The sequence below is a fragment of the Nostoc sp. genome (genome assembly GCF_036919595.1).
GTDB lineage: Bacteria > Cyanobacteriota > Cyanobacteriia > Cyanobacteriales > Nostocaceae > Nostoc.
This window is the reverse complement of the sequence record NZ_JBALCO010000173.1, coordinates 72981-88668: the sequence shown is the minus strand read 5'-3', so window position 1 is coordinate 88668 and position 15688 is coordinate 72981. Positions and strand designations below refer to the sequence as shown.

Here is a 15688-nt window from a genome sequence, read left to right as displayed (position 1 = left end):
GACCAACGAAAATTTTTTGAGTTGCATTTAGCTGCTGATTTTCAGGTACAACTCTTAATTTACCCGTTTTTAGGCTTAACCGAAAAGTATTGAGTAGCAACCCTTTTCAATATGACCTGGTTACAACAGATAATTTAGAGCGGATTGAGGTATTAAAAGGGCCTGCGGGTGTTTTATTTGGACAGGGTTCTCCCGGAGGAATCGTCAACCTAGTCACCAAAAAGCCACTGAACGAACCTTACTACAACTTGTCATTCTCGGCGGGTAGTTTCGGTTTGTATCGACCTTCCTTAGATATTTCTGGGCCGTTGAACGCAGATAAAACCCTTTTATATCGCTTTATCGGCTCTTACGAACAAACCCTCAGTTTCCGCGATGGAGTTAACCGCGAGAGTTATTTCTTTGCGCCAACCGTGCAGTGGAACATTTCACCCGCGACAAAATTAACATTGGAGTTCGAGTTTATCGATGCTGATACTTCAGCCGATCCGGGTATTCCCTCTGTTGGACGTGGGATTGCAGCGATTCCAATCTCGCGCTATCTCAGTGAAACCGATGGGATAAACGAACCTTTTGGCAAAAATAGCGTTCGCAAGTATAACTTGAGTACCACATTAGATCATCAGTTTAACCATAATTGGTCAGTTCGCAACACCTTCTTTGCTAAGTGGTTTGATCTCGGTCGCCTCTATCCACTATATACAGGTTTGAATGAAACAACGGGAGAGTTGACGCGTCGTACCTATGCTGGGGAGGGTCTTTACCGCAGTTATTTCAATAATTTAGATATTCTGGGTAACTTTAAGACTGGTTCGATAGAGCATAAGTTGTTAGCTGGGTTTGAGTATGGGAAGGAAATTAATACAGACTTGAAGTTTGGAGTTGGTGAAAGTGGTTCGTATCCATCGATTAATATCTTTAATCCCATTCGTTCCCCTGACAGATATTCTCTGGACACACTTCCTATCACCACTAATCGTGATGAAAACAATACAACTTATGGTTTCTACATCCAAGACCAGATTGCTTTTGCTGATAATTTGAAGTTATTGTTAGGTGGACGATTCGACAGTTTTCAACGAAATCAATTTGACCGATTGAGTTCAACACCCACCGAAGCCAATTTCACTGCTTTCAGTCCCAGAGTCGGGATTGTCTATCAACCCTTACAACCTGTATCGTTGTATGCCTCCTTTACAAAAGGTTTTGAGCCAAGTTTTGCCAGATTAGAAAGTGGGAACGCTCCACCACAACGGTCAACACAATATGAAGTGGGAACCAAATTAGACTTTGGCAAATTTGGTGGAACTTTGGCTTTCTACGACATTACAAAGACTAATATTCCCACAGCTGATCCGAATAACCCACCCTTCGACATTTTGACCGGAGAAGTGAAAAGCCGAGGGATTGAACTAGATATATCAGGTGAAATTTTACCAGGATTAAATATGATTGCTGCCTATGGCTACAATGATGCCTTTGTCAGTAGCGACAATAGTACTCCTGTAGGAAATCGGTTTGACAATGCGCCCCGTCATACTGCCAGTTTATGGACAACTTATCAACTCCAGAGGGGCGATTTAAAAGGCTTGGGATTTGGTTTAGGCATTTATTATGTAGGCGATCGCGCCGGCGACCTTGCTAATTCTTACGTAATTCCTAACTATCTTCGCTTCGACAGTTCAATTTTCTCCCGACGGAAAAACTGGCGAGTGCAACTGAACTTCCGTAATTTGTTCGACACTGAATATTATCTTGGCTCACCAAACAGCGATCGCTTAGGTGTGATTCCTGGCGCACCTTTTAGTGTTGTAGGAACGATTTCTGTACAGTTTTGATGAGCATAAACTTCTGCGTCCCTTTGCGTTTCAAAACAAATCTAGTAAATAGGAGAAGCAGATAATTCTACCTCTCCTATTGCGTAAACCAATTACTTAAAGCTTGCTGACTTTAGTATTTGTGGGGTTTGTTGGGTCTGTGAACAAGAAAGCTGAGAATTTGGCACTGTTTGATGTTGTCAAAACCCACAACACGAATATAGCTGGTGTTGAATTGAGAACGGCATCCTTGAACTTCGCTCAACACTTCTTGAGTGGATTGAGCACCGAACAAAGGCAGCTTCCACATTGTCCAATATAATTCTGTTGGCTCAGAAGTTTCATTAAACTCGATCGCTGGAATGTAACCTTGATTCAAAATGTACTGGATCTGCTTGGCAATTTGAGCGTCAGACAGGGGGGGCAGATAAGAAAGGGTTTCGTAACGACGCTCTTTTGGTAAAGTTTGCATAGCTTTTGATAATGGGTTGCGATTTTTTACTACTAGGTTGACCGAACTAATTGGATAAGTCATCCAAATTCGGATCTGAAGTTGCTTGCTGTTCTGGTTGCAGACTGGGGTTGGATGTGTCTAATCGTGTGATCCGTTCTAAATGCTGGCGACGCTGTTCCATGTTGGCTTGCTGAATGCCAGTCCGAACCATTTCCGGTAAAAATTCGATGATTTCTTCGGCAATGTGTTCCCTGACAGTCATGATTCGCAAAGCCAAATCTGGTTTTTCTCGCAACAGTTGCTCAATATATGATTCACCATTCTGAATTTTGCCAGACGAAAAGTTATGCAACCAAAGTTCTAATGGAGGATTCGTTTCGCCTAGCTGTGCCAGTACTGTCCTTAGAGCCTGATAAGTCAGGTAGCTTTGGAGAGTCTTGGCTGTGTCCTTTGCAATTTGCTTAAGATTCATGCTTGACCCCAGCCCTGAAGAGTTATGAGTTATGAGTTATGAATTAATGCAAATCTTAACTCTTAACTTTTGTACAGACGCGATTAATCAGCCAGCGCGTTGCGGGGGTTCCCCCCGTTGTAGCAACTGGCGTCGCGTCTCTACTTCTAACTCTTAACTTTTGATCAGACTGTATCCATTGCTTGAAACTCGAACTTGATTTCTTTCCACAGTTCGCAAGCAACAGCCAGTTCAGGAGACCACTTGGCAGCTTCACGGATGATATCGTTACCTTCACGAGCCAAGTTGCGGCCTTCGTTACGAGCTTGAATAACGGCTTCCAAGGCGACGCGGTTAGCTGTAGCCCCAGGAGCGTTACCCCAAGGGTGACCCAGAGTACCACCACCGAACTGTAGTACGGAGTCATCACCAAAGATTTCTACCAGCGCGGGCATGTGCCATACGTGGATACCACCAGAAGCAACTGCAAATACTCCAGGTAGAGAAGCCCAGTCTTGGGTAAAGTAAATACCGCGAGACTTGTCTTGCTCAACGTAGTTTTCACGCAACAGGTCAACGAAGCCCAAGGTGATAGCACGTTCACCTTCCAACTTACCAACTACGGTGCCGGTGTGGATGTGATCACCACCAGACAAACGTAGAGCCTTAGCCAATACACGGAAGTGAATACCGTGGTTCTTTTGACGGTCGATTACAGCGTGCATAGCACGGTGAATGTGCAGCAAGATACCATTGTCGCGGCACCAACGAGCCAATGTGGTGTTGGCAGTGAAACCTGCGGTGAGGTAGTCATGCATGATGATGGGCATTTTGAGTTCTTTAGCGTACTCAGCCCGCTTCAGCATTTCTTCACAGGTGGGGGCGGTGACGTTTAGGTAGTGACCTTTAATTTCACCGGTTTCTGCTTGAGCTTTGTTGATAGCTTCAGCTACGAACAAAAAGCGATCGCGCCATCTTTGGAATGGTGCGGAGTTGATGTTTTCGTCGTCTTTGGTGAAGTCCAAACCACCGCGCAAGCACTCGTATACAGCGCGTCCGTAGTTCTTAGCGGAAAGACCCAATTTGGGCTTAATTGTACAACCCAGCAAAGGACGACCGTATTTGTTTAACTTGTCGCGCTCAACTTGGATACCATGGGGAGGCCCTTGGAAGGTCTTGATGTAAGCTACTGGAAAGCGGATGTCTTCTAGACGCAGTGCCCGTAGAGCTTTGAAACCAAACACGTTACCTACAATTGAGGTCAAGACGTTAGTTACAGAGCCTTCTTCAAACAAGTCCAGAGGATAGGCAACGTAACAGATGTACTGGTTGTCTTCACCGGGAACTGGTTCAATATCGTAGCAACGACCTTTGTAGCGATCGAGGTCGGTGAGCAAGTCTGTCCACACGGTTGTCCAAGTACCTGTGGAAGACTCAGCTGCTACAGCCGCACCTGCTTCTTCGGGAGGAACACCAGGCTGGGGTGTCATGCGGAACGCAGCTAGAAGATCAGTATCTTTAGGTGTGTAATCGGGTGTGTAATAAGTTAGTCTGTAATCTTGAACACCGGCTTTATACCCAGATTTGCTCTGAGTCCTCGTTTGAGCGTAAGACATATTTTATCCTTCCCTGAAATCACTCTTTTTAATTATCAAATCACGTTTTGTGCAACTTCCCTTCACTGCGCTCTTTCCCTTTTTCAGTGGGGAGAATATCTGGGAAATTTTTTGTTAGCGGTTGTCTTTGGAAAAAGGTAGCAGTTTTTTTGCGGCAGACACTTTGGTAGCGGTAGTAACCCCCCTTAGCAGTGTTCTCCCTTTCTAGAGTACACGTCCTAGCGCTTCTACTTTTCCCCCTTCCTACGAATCAAAATTCTTTTTTATCTCTTTTTCGCACCCAACTAAACCTTCTCAATTTAACCAAAACTTCCGCACTTTGCGGGCAGCATTTAGATAATTCCCTTATGGATTGGGGTATTCAGGGGATTGGGCTGGCTGGCACACATTCTCGCCTCTACACTCCTTATATCTTCCCCGTTGATGGAAAAGATACCAGAAAAGAATTTACTTGACAGAGATTTAGCAGAGTGGTGAGCGAAAGATAAAAAATTCCACACCACGTAATTTGTAACTTGTTTCACAATATATCAAGAAATTGATAAGTTATTCTTTGAAAGTTTTTAACTTAAGTATATGAATTTGTTATTACATAAAGTTTTAAACATTTTGTTACAAATGATTTACAAAGTGTCATGAATAACTGTATAGAGCCTTTGGGGAGTGAGGAGTGAGGAGTTATAAGAATTCTTTCGCCAATGCTCAATACAACTTTTGGAGAGGCTGCGCCAACGGCTCCTTTCGGCTTCTCTACGAGACGCTGCGCGAACGCTCAAGGCAAGCCGCTTAGGACAAGTTCGGTACAAGTGCCCGATGCCCATTGAATTTTAGAAAAATTCCAGATGACGTTTAATTAATCCCAGCTAGGGGAACACTGGAATTAACCCAAAGCCAGTTTAGGTAACGGCTATGGGTACTCTCTCCAAAGGAAATGTCACCGTGGTATTGTTTTACAAGCGTGCTAGTTTATGGATTACTTCTATCTTGCTGGGGTTGATAGCTGTGCCAAATATAGGATGGGCACAAAAAACCCCTGACACTAATTCATCTGATTTAACCCCAGTTTACCCACCTTCTGCACCGCCATTGCGAGTAAAACCCTTACCCGATGAACAGGGAGTGCAAGAACATTCGCCAGAAACTGATTATCGTGTCGGCAACTTACTAGAAGATTTTATGGGCAATCTTTGGGTAGGTTCTTGGCGAGGACTATCGCGCATTGATCCTAAAACCGGCAAGATTGTTTCTCGTGTAAGCTTATCGAATGTTACCATTGGTGCTTTAGCCCAAGACAAAGTAGGACGTTTGTGGGTGGGAAGTTATGGGGGACTAATCCGAGTAGACCCCCGCACTAACGAAATCACCGCACAAAATTTATTTTTGCCTTCTAAACGGGTGTTGTCAGTGTTACTTGACAAGCGGGGTTATTTGTGGACTGGAACTGATAGCGGTTTAGCCCTAATTAGTCCCGACCAAGGCTTGATTATGACAACATTAAAAAATCTGCCTGGTGTCAGCGCCAACACCATGATTTTAGATGCTGAAGGTCAACTGTGGGTTGGCACTCTTGATGGATTAGTACGGGTAAATACTGCTAGTGCAGCGATTATGAAGCGGATAGCCGATTTACCAGGGACGACTGTACAAGCTTTAGCTATTAGTCCAGAAGGATTAATTTGGGCGGGAATGCCGAATAATTTGCTAGTTATTAACCCAAAAACTGGTGCAGTGTTGCGGTCTGTGACTCGCCTACGTGGGCGTAACGTGACAGCAGTACGTTTTGCTAAAGATGGTAGTGTCTGGGTCGGGACTAACAATGGTTTGCTACGATTAAATCCAAATACAGGAGCTGTGTTAGACCCAGAAGTTGCTGGACTTCCTTCTAGTCGGGTTCTTGCCCTTGCACCTGATATCGCTAATAAATTATGGATTGGCACTAGTGAAGGTCTAGCTTGGTTAATGCCCAAAACGAGTAGTGCAAAATCCCATATTGCTTTCAGTCGCGCCGTTAAGTAGGGATTAGGGACTGGGGACTAGGAAAATTTATTCCTAATACCCAATACTTAATCCCCAATCCAAAATCCAAAATCCAAAATCTAAAATTGGCAATGGCAATCACTACCCAGCAATTAATTCAATGGAAACAACAGGGACGTTCAATTGTGGCATTGACCGCCTGGGATTATGCGATCGCTCAACTCCTTGATGCAGCTGGTGTAGACTTAATCCTCGTGGGTGACTCTATGGCAGTAGTTCTAGGGCATGAAACAACACTGCCCATAACTTTGGATGAGATGATATACCACGCCAAATCCGTGCGTCGAGGAGTTAAACGTGCATTAGTAGTTGTAGATTTACCATTTTTGACGTATCAAGAAAGTCTCCAGCAAGCGATGCATTCAGCTGGGCGGGTACTGAAGGAAACAGGCGCTCAAGCGGTAAAATTGGAAGGTGGCTATCCAGCGATCGCAGAAACTATTGCTCGTTTGGTAGAAGCCGGAATTCCGGTAATGGGTCATGTAGGTTTGACACCGCAATCAGTACATCAACTCGGTTTGCGACAACAAGGGAAAACGCAAGAAGCGAGTGAGAGGATTTTACTTGAAGCGATCGCTCTCGAACAAGCTGGTGTATTTTCTCTAGTGTTAGAGCATATCCCCGCAGATTTAGCAATGCAGATTACACAAAAACTGAGCATTCCAACAATTGGTATCGGTGCAGGAACTCACTGCGATGGACAAGTTTTAGTTACCTCAGATGTAATCGGGCTTACAGAGAAGCAGCCACCCTTTGCCAAGGTTTACACAAACTTGCGCGAGACGATTACCAAAGCCGTGCAAGATTATGCTGTGGAAGTACGCGAGCGGAAATTCCCATCATAGTATAATTTGAGTTAAGTACAAAATGGCGCAAAAGCTGAGATACATGGGTGTGAATCTAGACGAGTTAGTCTCAACTTGAAGAATCTTGCTTGCTTTTATTGCTTGCTCAATGCGCTGCCTAATTGCTTCTTGTGCTATGCGAATATTTACTTCTACTGGTGTACCATCTTCAGTCGCCATTGGGCGGATACCATGTTGCTTCAGAGTCGGGAGGATTACAGCGGCTAAACAGGACACGAATAGCTTCATTATTATCTCGTTGTGCAAGTACATAAGCTGTCAGTTCATAGCAGGGATTAATGTTGTGGAATTTGTTGAAGTTTTTTACAAAGACACAGCAGGTCAAGCCCAAAAGCTTGTCTTCCAAGTGCAAAATGGGAAATTAGTTATACTACCTTGAAAAGATTAATATGCACAATCAATCAATTAACAAAACAGCAGATCCAATCGAACCTCTAAATGACACCTGGGCGGGTAAAAAGAGTGCTGGCAGGTGGTGTATAGTTCCACCATTCGATTTTACTTCCCTCTCGACTCAATTCGTCAATGCTTGGTACATCAATAGCACGATAGGAACTATAGATGCTTTTGACGAGCTAGCAAGAGTTGGGGAAGTCTTCTTTAGCCCAAGCAGCGAATCAGACATTAAGGGAGTGGTGCTTGAGTGGCAACCAGGAAACTCTTATGAAGAATACATTGAACACGTATTAAAAGCCATAGGTGAGTATCCTGCTGCCATTGAAGAGCTAGTGATGCAAGTCGATCTGCTGGTCTTTGTTCGCACTGAAGAATCCCCCCATCAGCCAATTCGAGCTTGGGTGAGATACCTTGGCGAGTTGCTGATTCGTGGTGGTCCAGAGTACGGAGAGCCATATCTCTGCTTCTCCGTGCATCACACACTTTTCTATCCATTCTCCTATCCTCTCGGCGCAGACAATAGCGAACTGTACTCTCTTAATCAGCCGCTACTGGAAAATGCCCTACGACGTTGGGAGGAACGGTTTGGTTCAATAAGCGAAGTTGAGGGTTTAAAAGGAATTTATGAATACGGATTTAAGCCAGAAGAAGAATGGGCTGCAAAATTAACTGATTGACAAAACAACAGATATAATTCAGCCTTTGATTTACCAGTTTAGGGTTTTTGGAGTGGAAGTAACGGTTTTAACTTCTCCCACTGTTCTATACCTGTCGTCCTCGATTCATCAATACACTATGCCTGCGATCGCCTGTTTTTATAGAATACAACGAGTTTGAAAACACGCCTTATAACCTTGTCTACTTAACTAGTGGAGTCGTGACGGTATAGCTCCAAAAACTACAACCATTCGCCTAACACCAAGGGTGCGATCGCGCAGTTAGAGTTTTTGCCCAACGACGTTGGACAATTAGTGGTTAGCATCTTCCTGTTTATTTCAATAGTTTGCTAGCATCGTTTTTGTATTTATGTACAAAAGTTTAGACTCAAACTCAGCAACACTCTACTTGTTGATGCGTCCTAGCGCTGATGCTGATGGATACTTATGATATAGGAACTAAAAATTTAACTATGGAACAACCGATACAAGTAATTGGAGGTGGACTAGCTGGAACTGAAGCAGCTTGGCAAATAGCCCAAGCTGGAGTACCAGTAATTCTCCATGAAATGCGTCCAAAACGCTTCAGCCCTGCTCATCATACAGAACATCTGGCAGAATTAGTATGTAGTAATTCCTTTGGGGCAATGGCAAGCAATCGCGCAGCGGGATTATTGCACGAAGAATTACGCCAACTTGGCTCTATCGTCATTTCTAAAGCTGATGAACACGCCGTTCCGGCAGGTGGGGCGCTAGCCGTAGACAGGGGACAATTTGGCCAAGACTTGACTCAAACTTTAGCTAGCCATCCTTTAATTGAATTTCGTCGGGGTGAAGTGTCTGCGATTCCAGAAGGAATTGTGGTTTTGGCAACTGGACCTTTAACCAGTCCCGACTTAGCCCAAGATTTGCACCGCTTTACCGGGATGGAATACCTCAGCTTTTTCGATGCGGCTAGTCCGATTATTGTGGGAGAATCGATTAACCGTGACGTTGCTTTTATGGCATCACGTTATGACAAAGGCGAAGCCGCTTATCTCAACTGCCCAATGAATAAAGAGCAGTACTTGCAGTTTCGAGAAGAACTTTGTAAAGCTGAACAAACAGAACTCAAAGGTTTTGAACGGGAAACGGCGAAATTTTTTGAAGCTTGTTTACCCATTGAAGAACTAGCACAGCGGGGGGAAGATACCATGCGCTACGGGCCCCTAAAGCCAGTAGGATTGTCAGATACTCGCACAGGGGAACGTCCTTATGCTGTGGTGCAGTTGCGACAAGAAGATAAAGTCGGTCAACTGTGGAATATGGTAGGATTCCAAACTAATCTGCGTTGGGGTGAGCAAAAGCGAATATTTCAGCTAATTCCAAGTTTGGAAAAGGCGGAGTTTGTGCGGTTGGGAGTAATGCACCGCAATACTTTTATTAATGCTCCTCAGCTAATGCATCCTACTCTGCAATTTAAAGAGCGTCCGACATTGTTAGCAGCTGGACAGTTGATTGGTACTGAAGGTTACACCGCAGCGGCTGCGGGTGGCTGCTTGGCAGGAATTAATGCAGCACGGCTAGCTTTGGGTAAAGAACCTTTGATTTTACCACCAACAACAATGATAGGTGCGTTATTGGAATTTATTAGTTCTGCTTCGCCGAAGCATTTCCAACCAATGCCGCCCAACTTTGGGATTTTTCCCGAACTGGGTGCGAAAATCAAAAGTAAACAAGAGCGTTATGGACGTTACCGCGATCGCTCTTTAACTGACCTAGCAAACTGGAAAGCAAATCATAATTAATGGGCATTGGGTACATATCATGATCAAAAATCTCGCAAAAGGCAATATTTGCATCTCTTACAAATCATCTCAAACTCAATTAGAGATAGGGATTTGAGTGACGCGATCGCAAGTATGAGCCAGAGCAGAAAAATCAACCCAGACCATGCCAAAAAACCCAGTACGAACATTTTTTTCCGGTTGATTCACCGGACATGATATTACTCAGCACTCAGAACTGTTTCGGAGATGTCTGACGAAAAGTACACATCTACGTGTTGTTTATTCAACGGCTGATTTTAAATTTATTTGGTTTAATAAAACTTAAAATAGGTTTATTATCCTTTAAAATCTTTTGCAGAAATTTAGGTCAGATATATGGCTGATATTGTTGATATTGCAGTTACGGCTAAGTCTTTCAAAACACTGGTGGCGGCTGTACAAGCTGCTGGTTTAGTAGAAATATTAAAAAGTCCTGGTCCGTTCACTGTCTTTGCACCAAATGACGATGCTTTTGCCAAGTTACCAGGGGGAACTATCCAAACTCTGTTACAGAATATTCCTCAGCTAACACGAATTTTAAAGTATCATGTCGTTCCCGGAAAGCTGCTACAGGCTGATCTAGCACAACTCGGTACGGTTAATTCTGTAGAAGGTTCACCCATAAAAATTGATTCTTCTGATGGTTTTGAAGTTAAAAATGCCACAGTTTTAGCAGCAGATATCGAAGCTGATAATGGTGTGGTACACGTTATCGATACAGTGATTTTACCGGGTTAATTCAGCTAGGGTGGGTATTTTCCACCCTACTTATCCAAAATCTTTATAATTAACTAACTATTGGTAGTATCAAAATGCAACTAAATAGTTTAACTTATGTTATATTCGCAATGTGATTACTCACTCATATATTAATGTAGATTTAGTTATTTTAAAATAGAATAAATTAAATTCTTAAAAAGCTAACGTCTATCCCAACAAATTAATGCTCGATTTTAACACCTTAGTTGAGTTCTCTCGTGGCAACTGCGTAAGTATTTGTGCATTTCTCGTACCAGCGAACTTACTAGTCACAATTTTAACGATGAGCTTGGTAGCGTTACGTCGCCCATCATATCAAGTGTGGCAATCTGCTGGAATTGCCAGCTTTTTCGCTTCCGTGATGATATTGCACGTATATACTTGGTTCATGATTGGAGTAGTGATGGCTCCTACTTATATCTTGCTGTGGCTAGCAATTACTTGCTTGGTGACTAATTTGGCAGCAATTCTTTTTCAAAGACGCTACGGTAACAGCCCTAGTCTTTCCAACAACGCCTGAAATTTACACATCCGAGCGATGTCTAATGACAAGCCGCTACGCCTCTACGCATTATTTCTCCAATTCGCTGGTGCAAGTAGTGCGTATGTGTAGATATTGATGGTCTGAATACAGTTTCAGCCGCTAATTTTGTTAAATTTGGCACTGTTGCGAGTCTGAATCTTTCAGATGTACAACAGATATTGACTGCAACTGCTTTTGTGGTTAAAGCTGCGGCAACTTTCACTCTAAGTAAAGGCACTGATCAGCAGAATTTTCTAGCAGTTAATGATAATACTAATGGATTCTCTTCTCTCACAGATGCCGTGATTGAGATTAGTCGCTACAAAGGCAACTTAGCAAAATTCTTTATTAAAATAGTATCCAATAGAGCCTATTTTGTTGCCAGTATCTAGAGTAGAAATGCGACAGATACCAATTAATTGCTTTTGGGCTTTTAAAGTCACTGCCAAGGCAAAATGCTGACGGGATTCTTCGCCTTGCAATGAAATCTCTCTTTGCAAAAAGCCAAAGGTCAAATAACGCACAACTTCATCATCGCTGGCGTATTTATGAACCGCTTGCCAATCTGATTCTACAAAGTCTCGCAGTATAAGACGTTGGGTTTCTAGCGGTATCATTTGGGAAATTCTGCACGTAACTGATTGACTACCTGATCTAGTCCAACGGAATGGGCGGCTTTGAACAATAAACGATCGCCTGCTTGCACAAATGTCTTCAATCTAGCCACCAAATCAGCATGAGTTGCAAAGCACTCTGATGGGATACCTTCAGCACTAAGGGCGATCGCTTCGGCATCTTGTCCATCTACCAAAACCAACAAGCCGTCTAGATTCAATTTTCGCACTGTTTCTCCCACTCGCTGGTGCAACTGCTGCGATCGCTCTCCCAATTCTTTCATTGCACCCAATACGGCAATCTTTCGCTTTCCGGGTGTGTCTACCAATAATTGCAAGGCTGCTATCATAGCTTCTGGTGCAGCATTATAAGTTTCATCTAAGATTACCACATCGTTGGGTAAGGTAAACTGCTGCGATCGCCCTGTGGGCATATCCACCACCACACCTGCTTTGAGACTTGCCCAATCGATCCCTAACACTTTTGCCACTGCTAAAGCTGCCAAAAAATTAGTCGCATTGTGACGCCCAGGTAACGGCAGAGGTAGTTGGATTCCTGCAACTTCCACAGTTTGGTGATCAATTAACTGCCCTTGGATATCCCCACCAGAAAAGCCGTAAGTCAAAACTTCTCCGTGCCAAACTTTCGCCGCTGTGGCCATTAATAGGGGATTGTCGTGGTTGAGAATTGCCACACTATCAGCAGCCATTTCGGCTAATAATTCACATTTTGCCTGAGCAATCGCTTCTTCCGAACCCAGTAATTCAATATGCGCTGTCCCGACATTGGTAATCACTCCAATTGTTGGATGCGCTATTTGCGTCAGTTCGGCAATTTGTCCTCTACCGCGCATTGCCATTTCAATCACGGCGTAGTCATGTTCTGTGCCAAGTTCTAGGAGAGTTTTCGGAACACCGATTTCGTTGTTGTAATTTTCATAAGTTTTGTGAACTCGTCCCTTTGTTCCTAAAACTGCGGCGATCAGTTCCTTGGTTGTAGTTTTGCCCACGGAACCTGTTACGCCAATCACTGGAATGTTAAAGCGATCGCGCCACCATCTGCCGATTTTCTCATATGCCTTGAGGGTGTCTTTTACCTGTAATATAGGAAAGCCAGGATTTTCATATTCAAAATCTACAATTGCAGCTATTGCACCTTTTGCGATCGCGGTTGCCACAAATTCATGTCCATCAAACTTATCGCCTCGCAAAGCTAAAAATACTTCACTCGGTTTCAGAGTACGGCTATCTGTTTGGATACCGCTACTTACTTGTGTTAAAGCAGTTTCAGATAAGTTTGTCGGACTGGCCAAAAGAACTTCAACCAGTTGGGTTAGGGTGGCAGAACAATGCATAAGTAATTTACAATTTAAAGTTAAAAATTATAAAATCGAATTATGACATAATACTGCATTAAACAACAAGATTTTCGACTTCAAGGGAAAAGTCGCGAATCTAAGCCTAATGAAGGAAAGTGAGAAAAGGGAACCCCGTATTTAAAAATACTTGCTCTGTAACGTGTGGGGAAAAGTGATTTCTTTCTTCTTGCTTTACCTTTTTTACCTTCTTTGGTCACAATAATACCAAAAATAGTGCCAAAGAAGCTTAACTCCTTTGGCACACTTTGTTTATAAGCTATTTATATAGTTTAATTAAGCATATGTTTTATCATCCTATCCCCGGTTTTTAATCAAGATTACTTGCACAATTTTGATTGCTATCTCACTAGAAACACCTAAAGCTTGATATAGATCATTTAAGAAGTATTTTTCTTCTTCAGCGACAATACCTTCAGCTAACACTAAATCGGTGGCTACTGCAAAGGCTGCTTCGCGCAAGTCTTGAGATAAAGAATCTTTTGCTGCATCAAATAAACTATTAAAATCATCACCCTGGAGAATGCCCAAGATTTTGTCAAACAGCCTGTTCATCATCTCATGGGGATAACTTTTAAAAAGTTTTGTCCGGGACAGCACAGAAGTGATAGAATTTGCCTGCTCAACAGAAAGGTAACCGTCTGAGGCTGTTGCCACCAAAATAATCACAGCAAAAGCTTCTTCTGGATTGAGTGCTGCTTGGATTTGGCTTTCTGTACCCAACACAGCGTCGAATAGACCCATTGTAGTAGCTCCTTGGTTAGAGTCCCAATAGCGCTACAGTTACCTGTGTGTTTGGTGGATTTCCGGGTAAGACTGCAATGCTGTGAGACTTTCATGCTTTAGTGTTCCCAAGATTTATTCACGGCGAACACCTGCACCCAATGGTTTTTGGCAAGAACTACATTGCTATCTGTAAACTTAAGGTTCTCCTGCCTTTTCTATTATTTCAATTACCGCCAAACCTATACCAGAAGCTGCTATTAACAGTACTACTGATATCAAGTAGGCATTAGTCAGCATCCGTAGAGCTTCATCGAAAAAAATGTAGGTGGTCATTGCTTCACCTTTTGAACTTTGTGCTGCTAGTACTTTTTATTTCTCCACACCCCGATAGGTGAATTTCGCTGAGAAACTGCTAGCAATTGCATCTTAACAAAACTTTAGCTCTTTCTGAACCAACTCAAACTTTTCTTTCTGAAGATTCGATGAAGTTTACAAGAAAGGGCATTGGGCGAAGGGGCAGAAAAGAAAGACTTACTGCAATTTCCCTTCTACTCCTTTGATGAAGAAACCTTTGCATACATCATTTCTGTAAACTTTTGTCCGACAATGAGGTAAACAAGGAAAGCTTAAAGTAAACAGCGTTCAATCGTCGCTACAACTGATTGAGAAAGAGTATCAAAGTCGTAGCCACCTTCTAAGCCAAACAGAATTTTACGAGTTAACCCAAGACAATAATCAGTAAATAAAGCGTAGTCTTGTGGCTGCAAATTGATACTTGCCAAAGGATCTGCGGCATTGCCATCATAACCAGCACTGACAATTAGTAAATCCGCCTGAAAGTTAGCTAAAAACGGTACAACCTGTGTTTCAAATAGTGGCTGATATACTGCAATATCACTACCAGGGCGTACAGGTAAATTTAAGACATTATTATGAAAACCGCGTTCTGTCGATCTTCCAGTACCGGGATAGCATGGGTACTGATGTAGGGAACAGTAAGCGATGCGTGCTTGGGTTTCGACGATCGCCTGAGTACCATTACCGTGATGCACATCCCAATCGAGGATGGCGACGCGGTTAATTCCAGGTTGTTCTAAGGCAAATAAAGCTGCGATCGCTGCATTAGAAAACAGGCAAAAGCCCATTCCTGCATCACTTTCTGCATGGTGTCCTGGGGGACGTGCTAGTACAAAAGCCGGATTAGCCGACTTTAATACAGCCTCAACTCCATCTAACCAGGCACTGACTGCCAACAATGCCACATCATAACTGCGAGGGGAAACTGGCGTATCTCCATCCAAAGGGCCACCGCCACTAGAGGCGATTTGCCAAAGTTTTTTGATATAGGCTGGGCTATGCGCTTTAACCAACATAGACATCAGTGATGGCTTTTCTGATACTGGTGTAGGCGATCGCCAGCCAATTTTATCTGCAAAGGTAGCTGCTTTTAGGGCAGTGGCGATCGCACTTAAACGTTCTGGTCTTTCGGGATGGTATTTTCCAGTCTTGTGATCTAAAAATTCGTCGGAATAAATGACTGGCAGCATAAGACGAAAAAGGTTGGCAGCAGGTCAATGAATGCTATTGTA

At 43.2% G+C, this 15688-nt stretch carries 18 protein-coding genes; 8 read left to right on the top strand and 10 right to left on the bottom strand.

The window, feature by feature from the left end:
- Positions 1-89 precede the first annotated feature (89 nt).
- Positions 90-1838, top strand: a complete 1749-nt coding sequence (locus V7K21_RS27055) for a TonB-dependent siderophore receptor (RefSeq protein ID WP_335178680.1) — start codon at positions 90-92, stop codon at positions 1836-1838.
- A 112-nt stretch (positions 1839-1950) separates the two neighbouring features.
- Here V7K21_RS27055 and V7K21_RS27050 read toward each other — a convergent pair whose 3' ends face one another.
- From V7K21_RS27050 to V7K21_RS27040, 3 genes are all read right to left on the bottom strand, one after another.
- Positions 1951-2289, bottom strand: coding sequence for a ribulose bisphosphate carboxylase small subunit (locus tag V7K21_RS27050; RefSeq protein ID WP_334725509.1), 339 nt, complete (start codon positions 2287-2289; stop codon positions 1951-1953).
- Positions 2290-2335: 46 nt separating this feature from the next.
- Positions 2336-2743 carry a RuBisCO chaperone RbcX gene (gene rcbX / locus V7K21_RS27045; RefSeq protein ID WP_335178678.1) on the bottom strand — a complete coding sequence of 136 codons (408 nt, stop codon included), beginning with the start codon at positions 2741-2743 and terminating at the stop codon, positions 2336-2338.
- A gap of 164 nt (positions 2744-2907) precedes the next feature.
- A complete protein-coding gene (locus V7K21_RS27040; RefSeq protein ID WP_335178676.1) occupies positions 2908-4338 on the bottom strand; it encodes a form I ribulose bisphosphate carboxylase large subunit in 1431 nt (476 codons plus the stop codon).
- A 909-nt stretch (positions 4339-5247) separates the two neighbouring features.
- Here V7K21_RS27040 and V7K21_RS27035 point away from each other — a divergent pair.
- Together V7K21_RS27035 and panB are read left to right on the top strand one after the other, a co-directional pair.
- Positions 5248-6354, top strand: a complete 1107-nt coding sequence (locus V7K21_RS27035) for a ligand-binding sensor domain-containing protein (protein WP_335178674.1) — start codon at positions 5248-5250, stop codon at positions 6352-6354.
- Between the two features lie 92 nt (positions 6355-6446).
- A complete protein-coding gene (panB, locus tag V7K21_RS27030) occupies positions 6447-7220 on the top strand; it encodes a 3-methyl-2-oxobutanoate hydroxymethyltransferase (protein ID WP_335178672.1) in 774 nt (257 codons plus the stop codon).
- Here the strand turns inward: panB and V7K21_RS27025 are convergent.
- Both V7K21_RS27025 and V7K21_RS30905 read right to left on the bottom strand, forming a co-directional pair.
- Positions 7215-7469, bottom strand: coding sequence for a hypothetical protein (locus tag V7K21_RS27025; RefSeq protein ID WP_335178670.1), 255 nt, complete (start codon positions 7467-7469; stop codon positions 7215-7217). The two genes, panB and V7K21_RS27025, sit on opposite strands and share 6 nt — an antisense overlap.
- Positions 7390-7566, bottom strand: coding sequence for a DUF6887 family protein (locus V7K21_RS30905; protein ID WP_442948928.1), 177 nt, complete (start codon positions 7564-7566; stop codon positions 7390-7392). The genes V7K21_RS27025 and V7K21_RS30905 overlap by 80 nt, the downstream gene beginning before the upstream one ends.
- A gap of 64 nt (positions 7567-7630) precedes the next feature.
- Here V7K21_RS30905 and V7K21_RS27020 point away from each other — a divergent pair, with 64 nt between their 5' ends.
- From V7K21_RS27020 to V7K21_RS30900, 5 genes are all read left to right on the top strand, one after another.
- Entirely contained in the window at positions 7631-8314 is a 684-nt protein-coding gene (locus tag V7K21_RS27020) for a hypothetical protein (protein ID WP_335178668.1), read from the top strand.
- 452 nt (positions 8315-8766) lie between these two features.
- On the top strand, positions 8767-10080 hold the full coding sequence (gene trmFO, locus V7K21_RS27015) for an FADH(2)-oxidizing methylenetetrahydrofolate--tRNA-(uracil(54)-C(5))-methyltransferase TrmFO (RefSeq protein WP_335178666.1): 1314 nt from the start codon (positions 8767-8769) through the stop codon (positions 10078-10080).
- Positions 10081-10437: 357 nt separating this feature from the next.
- Entirely contained in the window at positions 10438-10839 is a 402-nt protein-coding gene (locus tag V7K21_RS27010) for a fasciclin domain-containing protein (protein WP_335178665.1), read from the top strand.
- A 205-nt stretch (positions 10840-11044) separates the two neighbouring features.
- On the top strand, positions 11045-11380 hold the full coding sequence (locus V7K21_RS27005; protein ID WP_335178663.1) for a hypothetical protein: 336 nt from the start codon (positions 11045-11047) through the stop codon (positions 11378-11380).
- A 200-nt stretch (positions 11381-11580) separates the two neighbouring features.
- Positions 11581-11775, top strand: coding sequence for a bluetail domain-containing putative surface protein (locus V7K21_RS30900; RefSeq protein ID WP_442948927.1), 195 nt, complete (start codon positions 11581-11583; stop codon positions 11773-11775).
- Here V7K21_RS30900 and V7K21_RS27000 read toward each other — a convergent pair.
- The 5 genes from V7K21_RS27000 to V7K21_RS26980 all read right to left on the bottom strand — a co-directional run bounded on the left by V7K21_RS27000 (position 11716) and on the right by V7K21_RS26980 (position 15646).
- Entirely contained in the window at positions 11716-12000 is a 285-nt protein-coding gene (locus tag V7K21_RS27000) for a GNAT family N-acetyltransferase (protein ID WP_442948926.1), read from the bottom strand. The genes V7K21_RS30900 and V7K21_RS27000 overlap by 60 nt on opposite strands.
- Complete coding sequence (locus tag V7K21_RS26995; RefSeq protein WP_335178661.1) at positions 11997-13352, bottom strand: UDP-N-acetylmuramoyl-tripeptide--D-alanyl-D-alanine ligase; 1356 nt, start codon at positions 13350-13352, stop codon at positions 11997-11999. The genes V7K21_RS27000 and V7K21_RS26995 overlap by 4 nt, the downstream gene beginning before the upstream one ends.
- Before the next feature lie 318 nt (positions 13353-13670).
- On the bottom strand, positions 13671-14117 hold the full coding sequence (locus V7K21_RS26990; RefSeq protein ID WP_335178659.1) for a tellurite resistance TerB family protein: 447 nt from the start codon (positions 14115-14117) through the stop codon (positions 13671-13673).
- Positions 14118-14294: 177 nt separating this feature from the next.
- On the bottom strand, positions 14295-14432 hold the full coding sequence (locus V7K21_RS26985; protein WP_335178657.1) for a hypothetical protein: 138 nt from the start codon (positions 14430-14432) through the stop codon (positions 14295-14297).
- A 293-nt stretch (positions 14433-14725) separates the two neighbouring features.
- A complete protein-coding gene (locus V7K21_RS26980; protein ID WP_335178655.1) occupies positions 14726-15646 on the bottom strand; it encodes a histone deacetylase family protein in 921 nt (306 codons plus the stop codon).
- Between the last annotated feature and the right edge of the window lie 42 nt (positions 15647-15688).

Coding starts and splice junctions, on each gene's coding strand:
- V7K21_RS26990 (WP_335178659.1), bottom strand. CDS start 14,117: ATGGGTCTATTCGACGCTGTGTTGGGTACAGAAAGCCAAATCCAAGCA.
- panB (WP_335178672.1), top strand. CDS start 6,447: ATGGCAATCACTACCCAGCAATTAATTCAATGGAAACAACAGGGACGT.
- V7K21_RS27020 (WP_335178668.1), top strand. CDS start 7,631: ATGCACAATCAATCAATTAACAAAACAGCAGATCCAATCGAACCTCTA.
- V7K21_RS27035 (WP_335178674.1), top strand. CDS start 5,248: ATGGGTACTCTCTCCAAAGGAAATGTCACCGTGGTATTGTTTTACAAG.
- V7K21_RS26985 (WP_335178657.1), bottom strand. CDS start 14,432: ATGACCACCTACATTTTTTTCGATGAAGCTCTACGGATGCTGACTAAT.
- rcbX (WP_335178678.1), bottom strand. CDS start 2,743: ATGAATCTTAAGCAAATTGCAAAGGACACAGCCAAGACTCTCCAAAGC.
- V7K21_RS27010 (WP_335178665.1), top strand. CDS start 10,438: ATGGCTGATATTGTTGATATTGCAGTTACGGCTAAGTCTTTCAAAACA.
- V7K21_RS27005 (WP_335178663.1), top strand. CDS start 11,045: ATGCTCGATTTTAACACCTTAGTTGAGTTCTCTCGTGGCAACTGCGTA.
- V7K21_RS26980 (WP_335178655.1), bottom strand. CDS start 15,646: ATGCTGCCAGTCATTTATTCCGACGAATTTTTAGATCACAAGACTGGA.
- V7K21_RS27050 (WP_334725509.1), bottom strand. CDS start 2,289: ATGCAAACTTTACCAAAAGAGCGTCGTTACGAAACCCTTTCTTATCTG.
- V7K21_RS27040 (WP_335178676.1), bottom strand. CDS start 4,338: ATGTCTTACGCTCAAACGAGGACTCAGAGCAAATCTGGGTATAAAGCC.
- V7K21_RS27000 (WP_442948926.1), bottom strand. CDS start 12,000: ATGATACCGCTAGAAACCCAACGTCTTATACTGCGAGACTTTGTAGAA.
- V7K21_RS26995 (WP_335178661.1), bottom strand. CDS start 13,352: ATGCATTGTTCTGCCACCCTAACCCAACTGGTTGAAGTTCTTTTGGCC.
- V7K21_RS27025 (WP_335178670.1), bottom strand. CDS start 7,469: ATGAAGCTATTCGTGTCCTGTTTAGCCGCTGTAATCCTCCCGACTCTG.
- trmFO (WP_335178666.1), top strand. CDS start 8,767: ATGGAACAACCGATACAAGTAATTGGAGGTGGACTAGCTGGAACTGAA.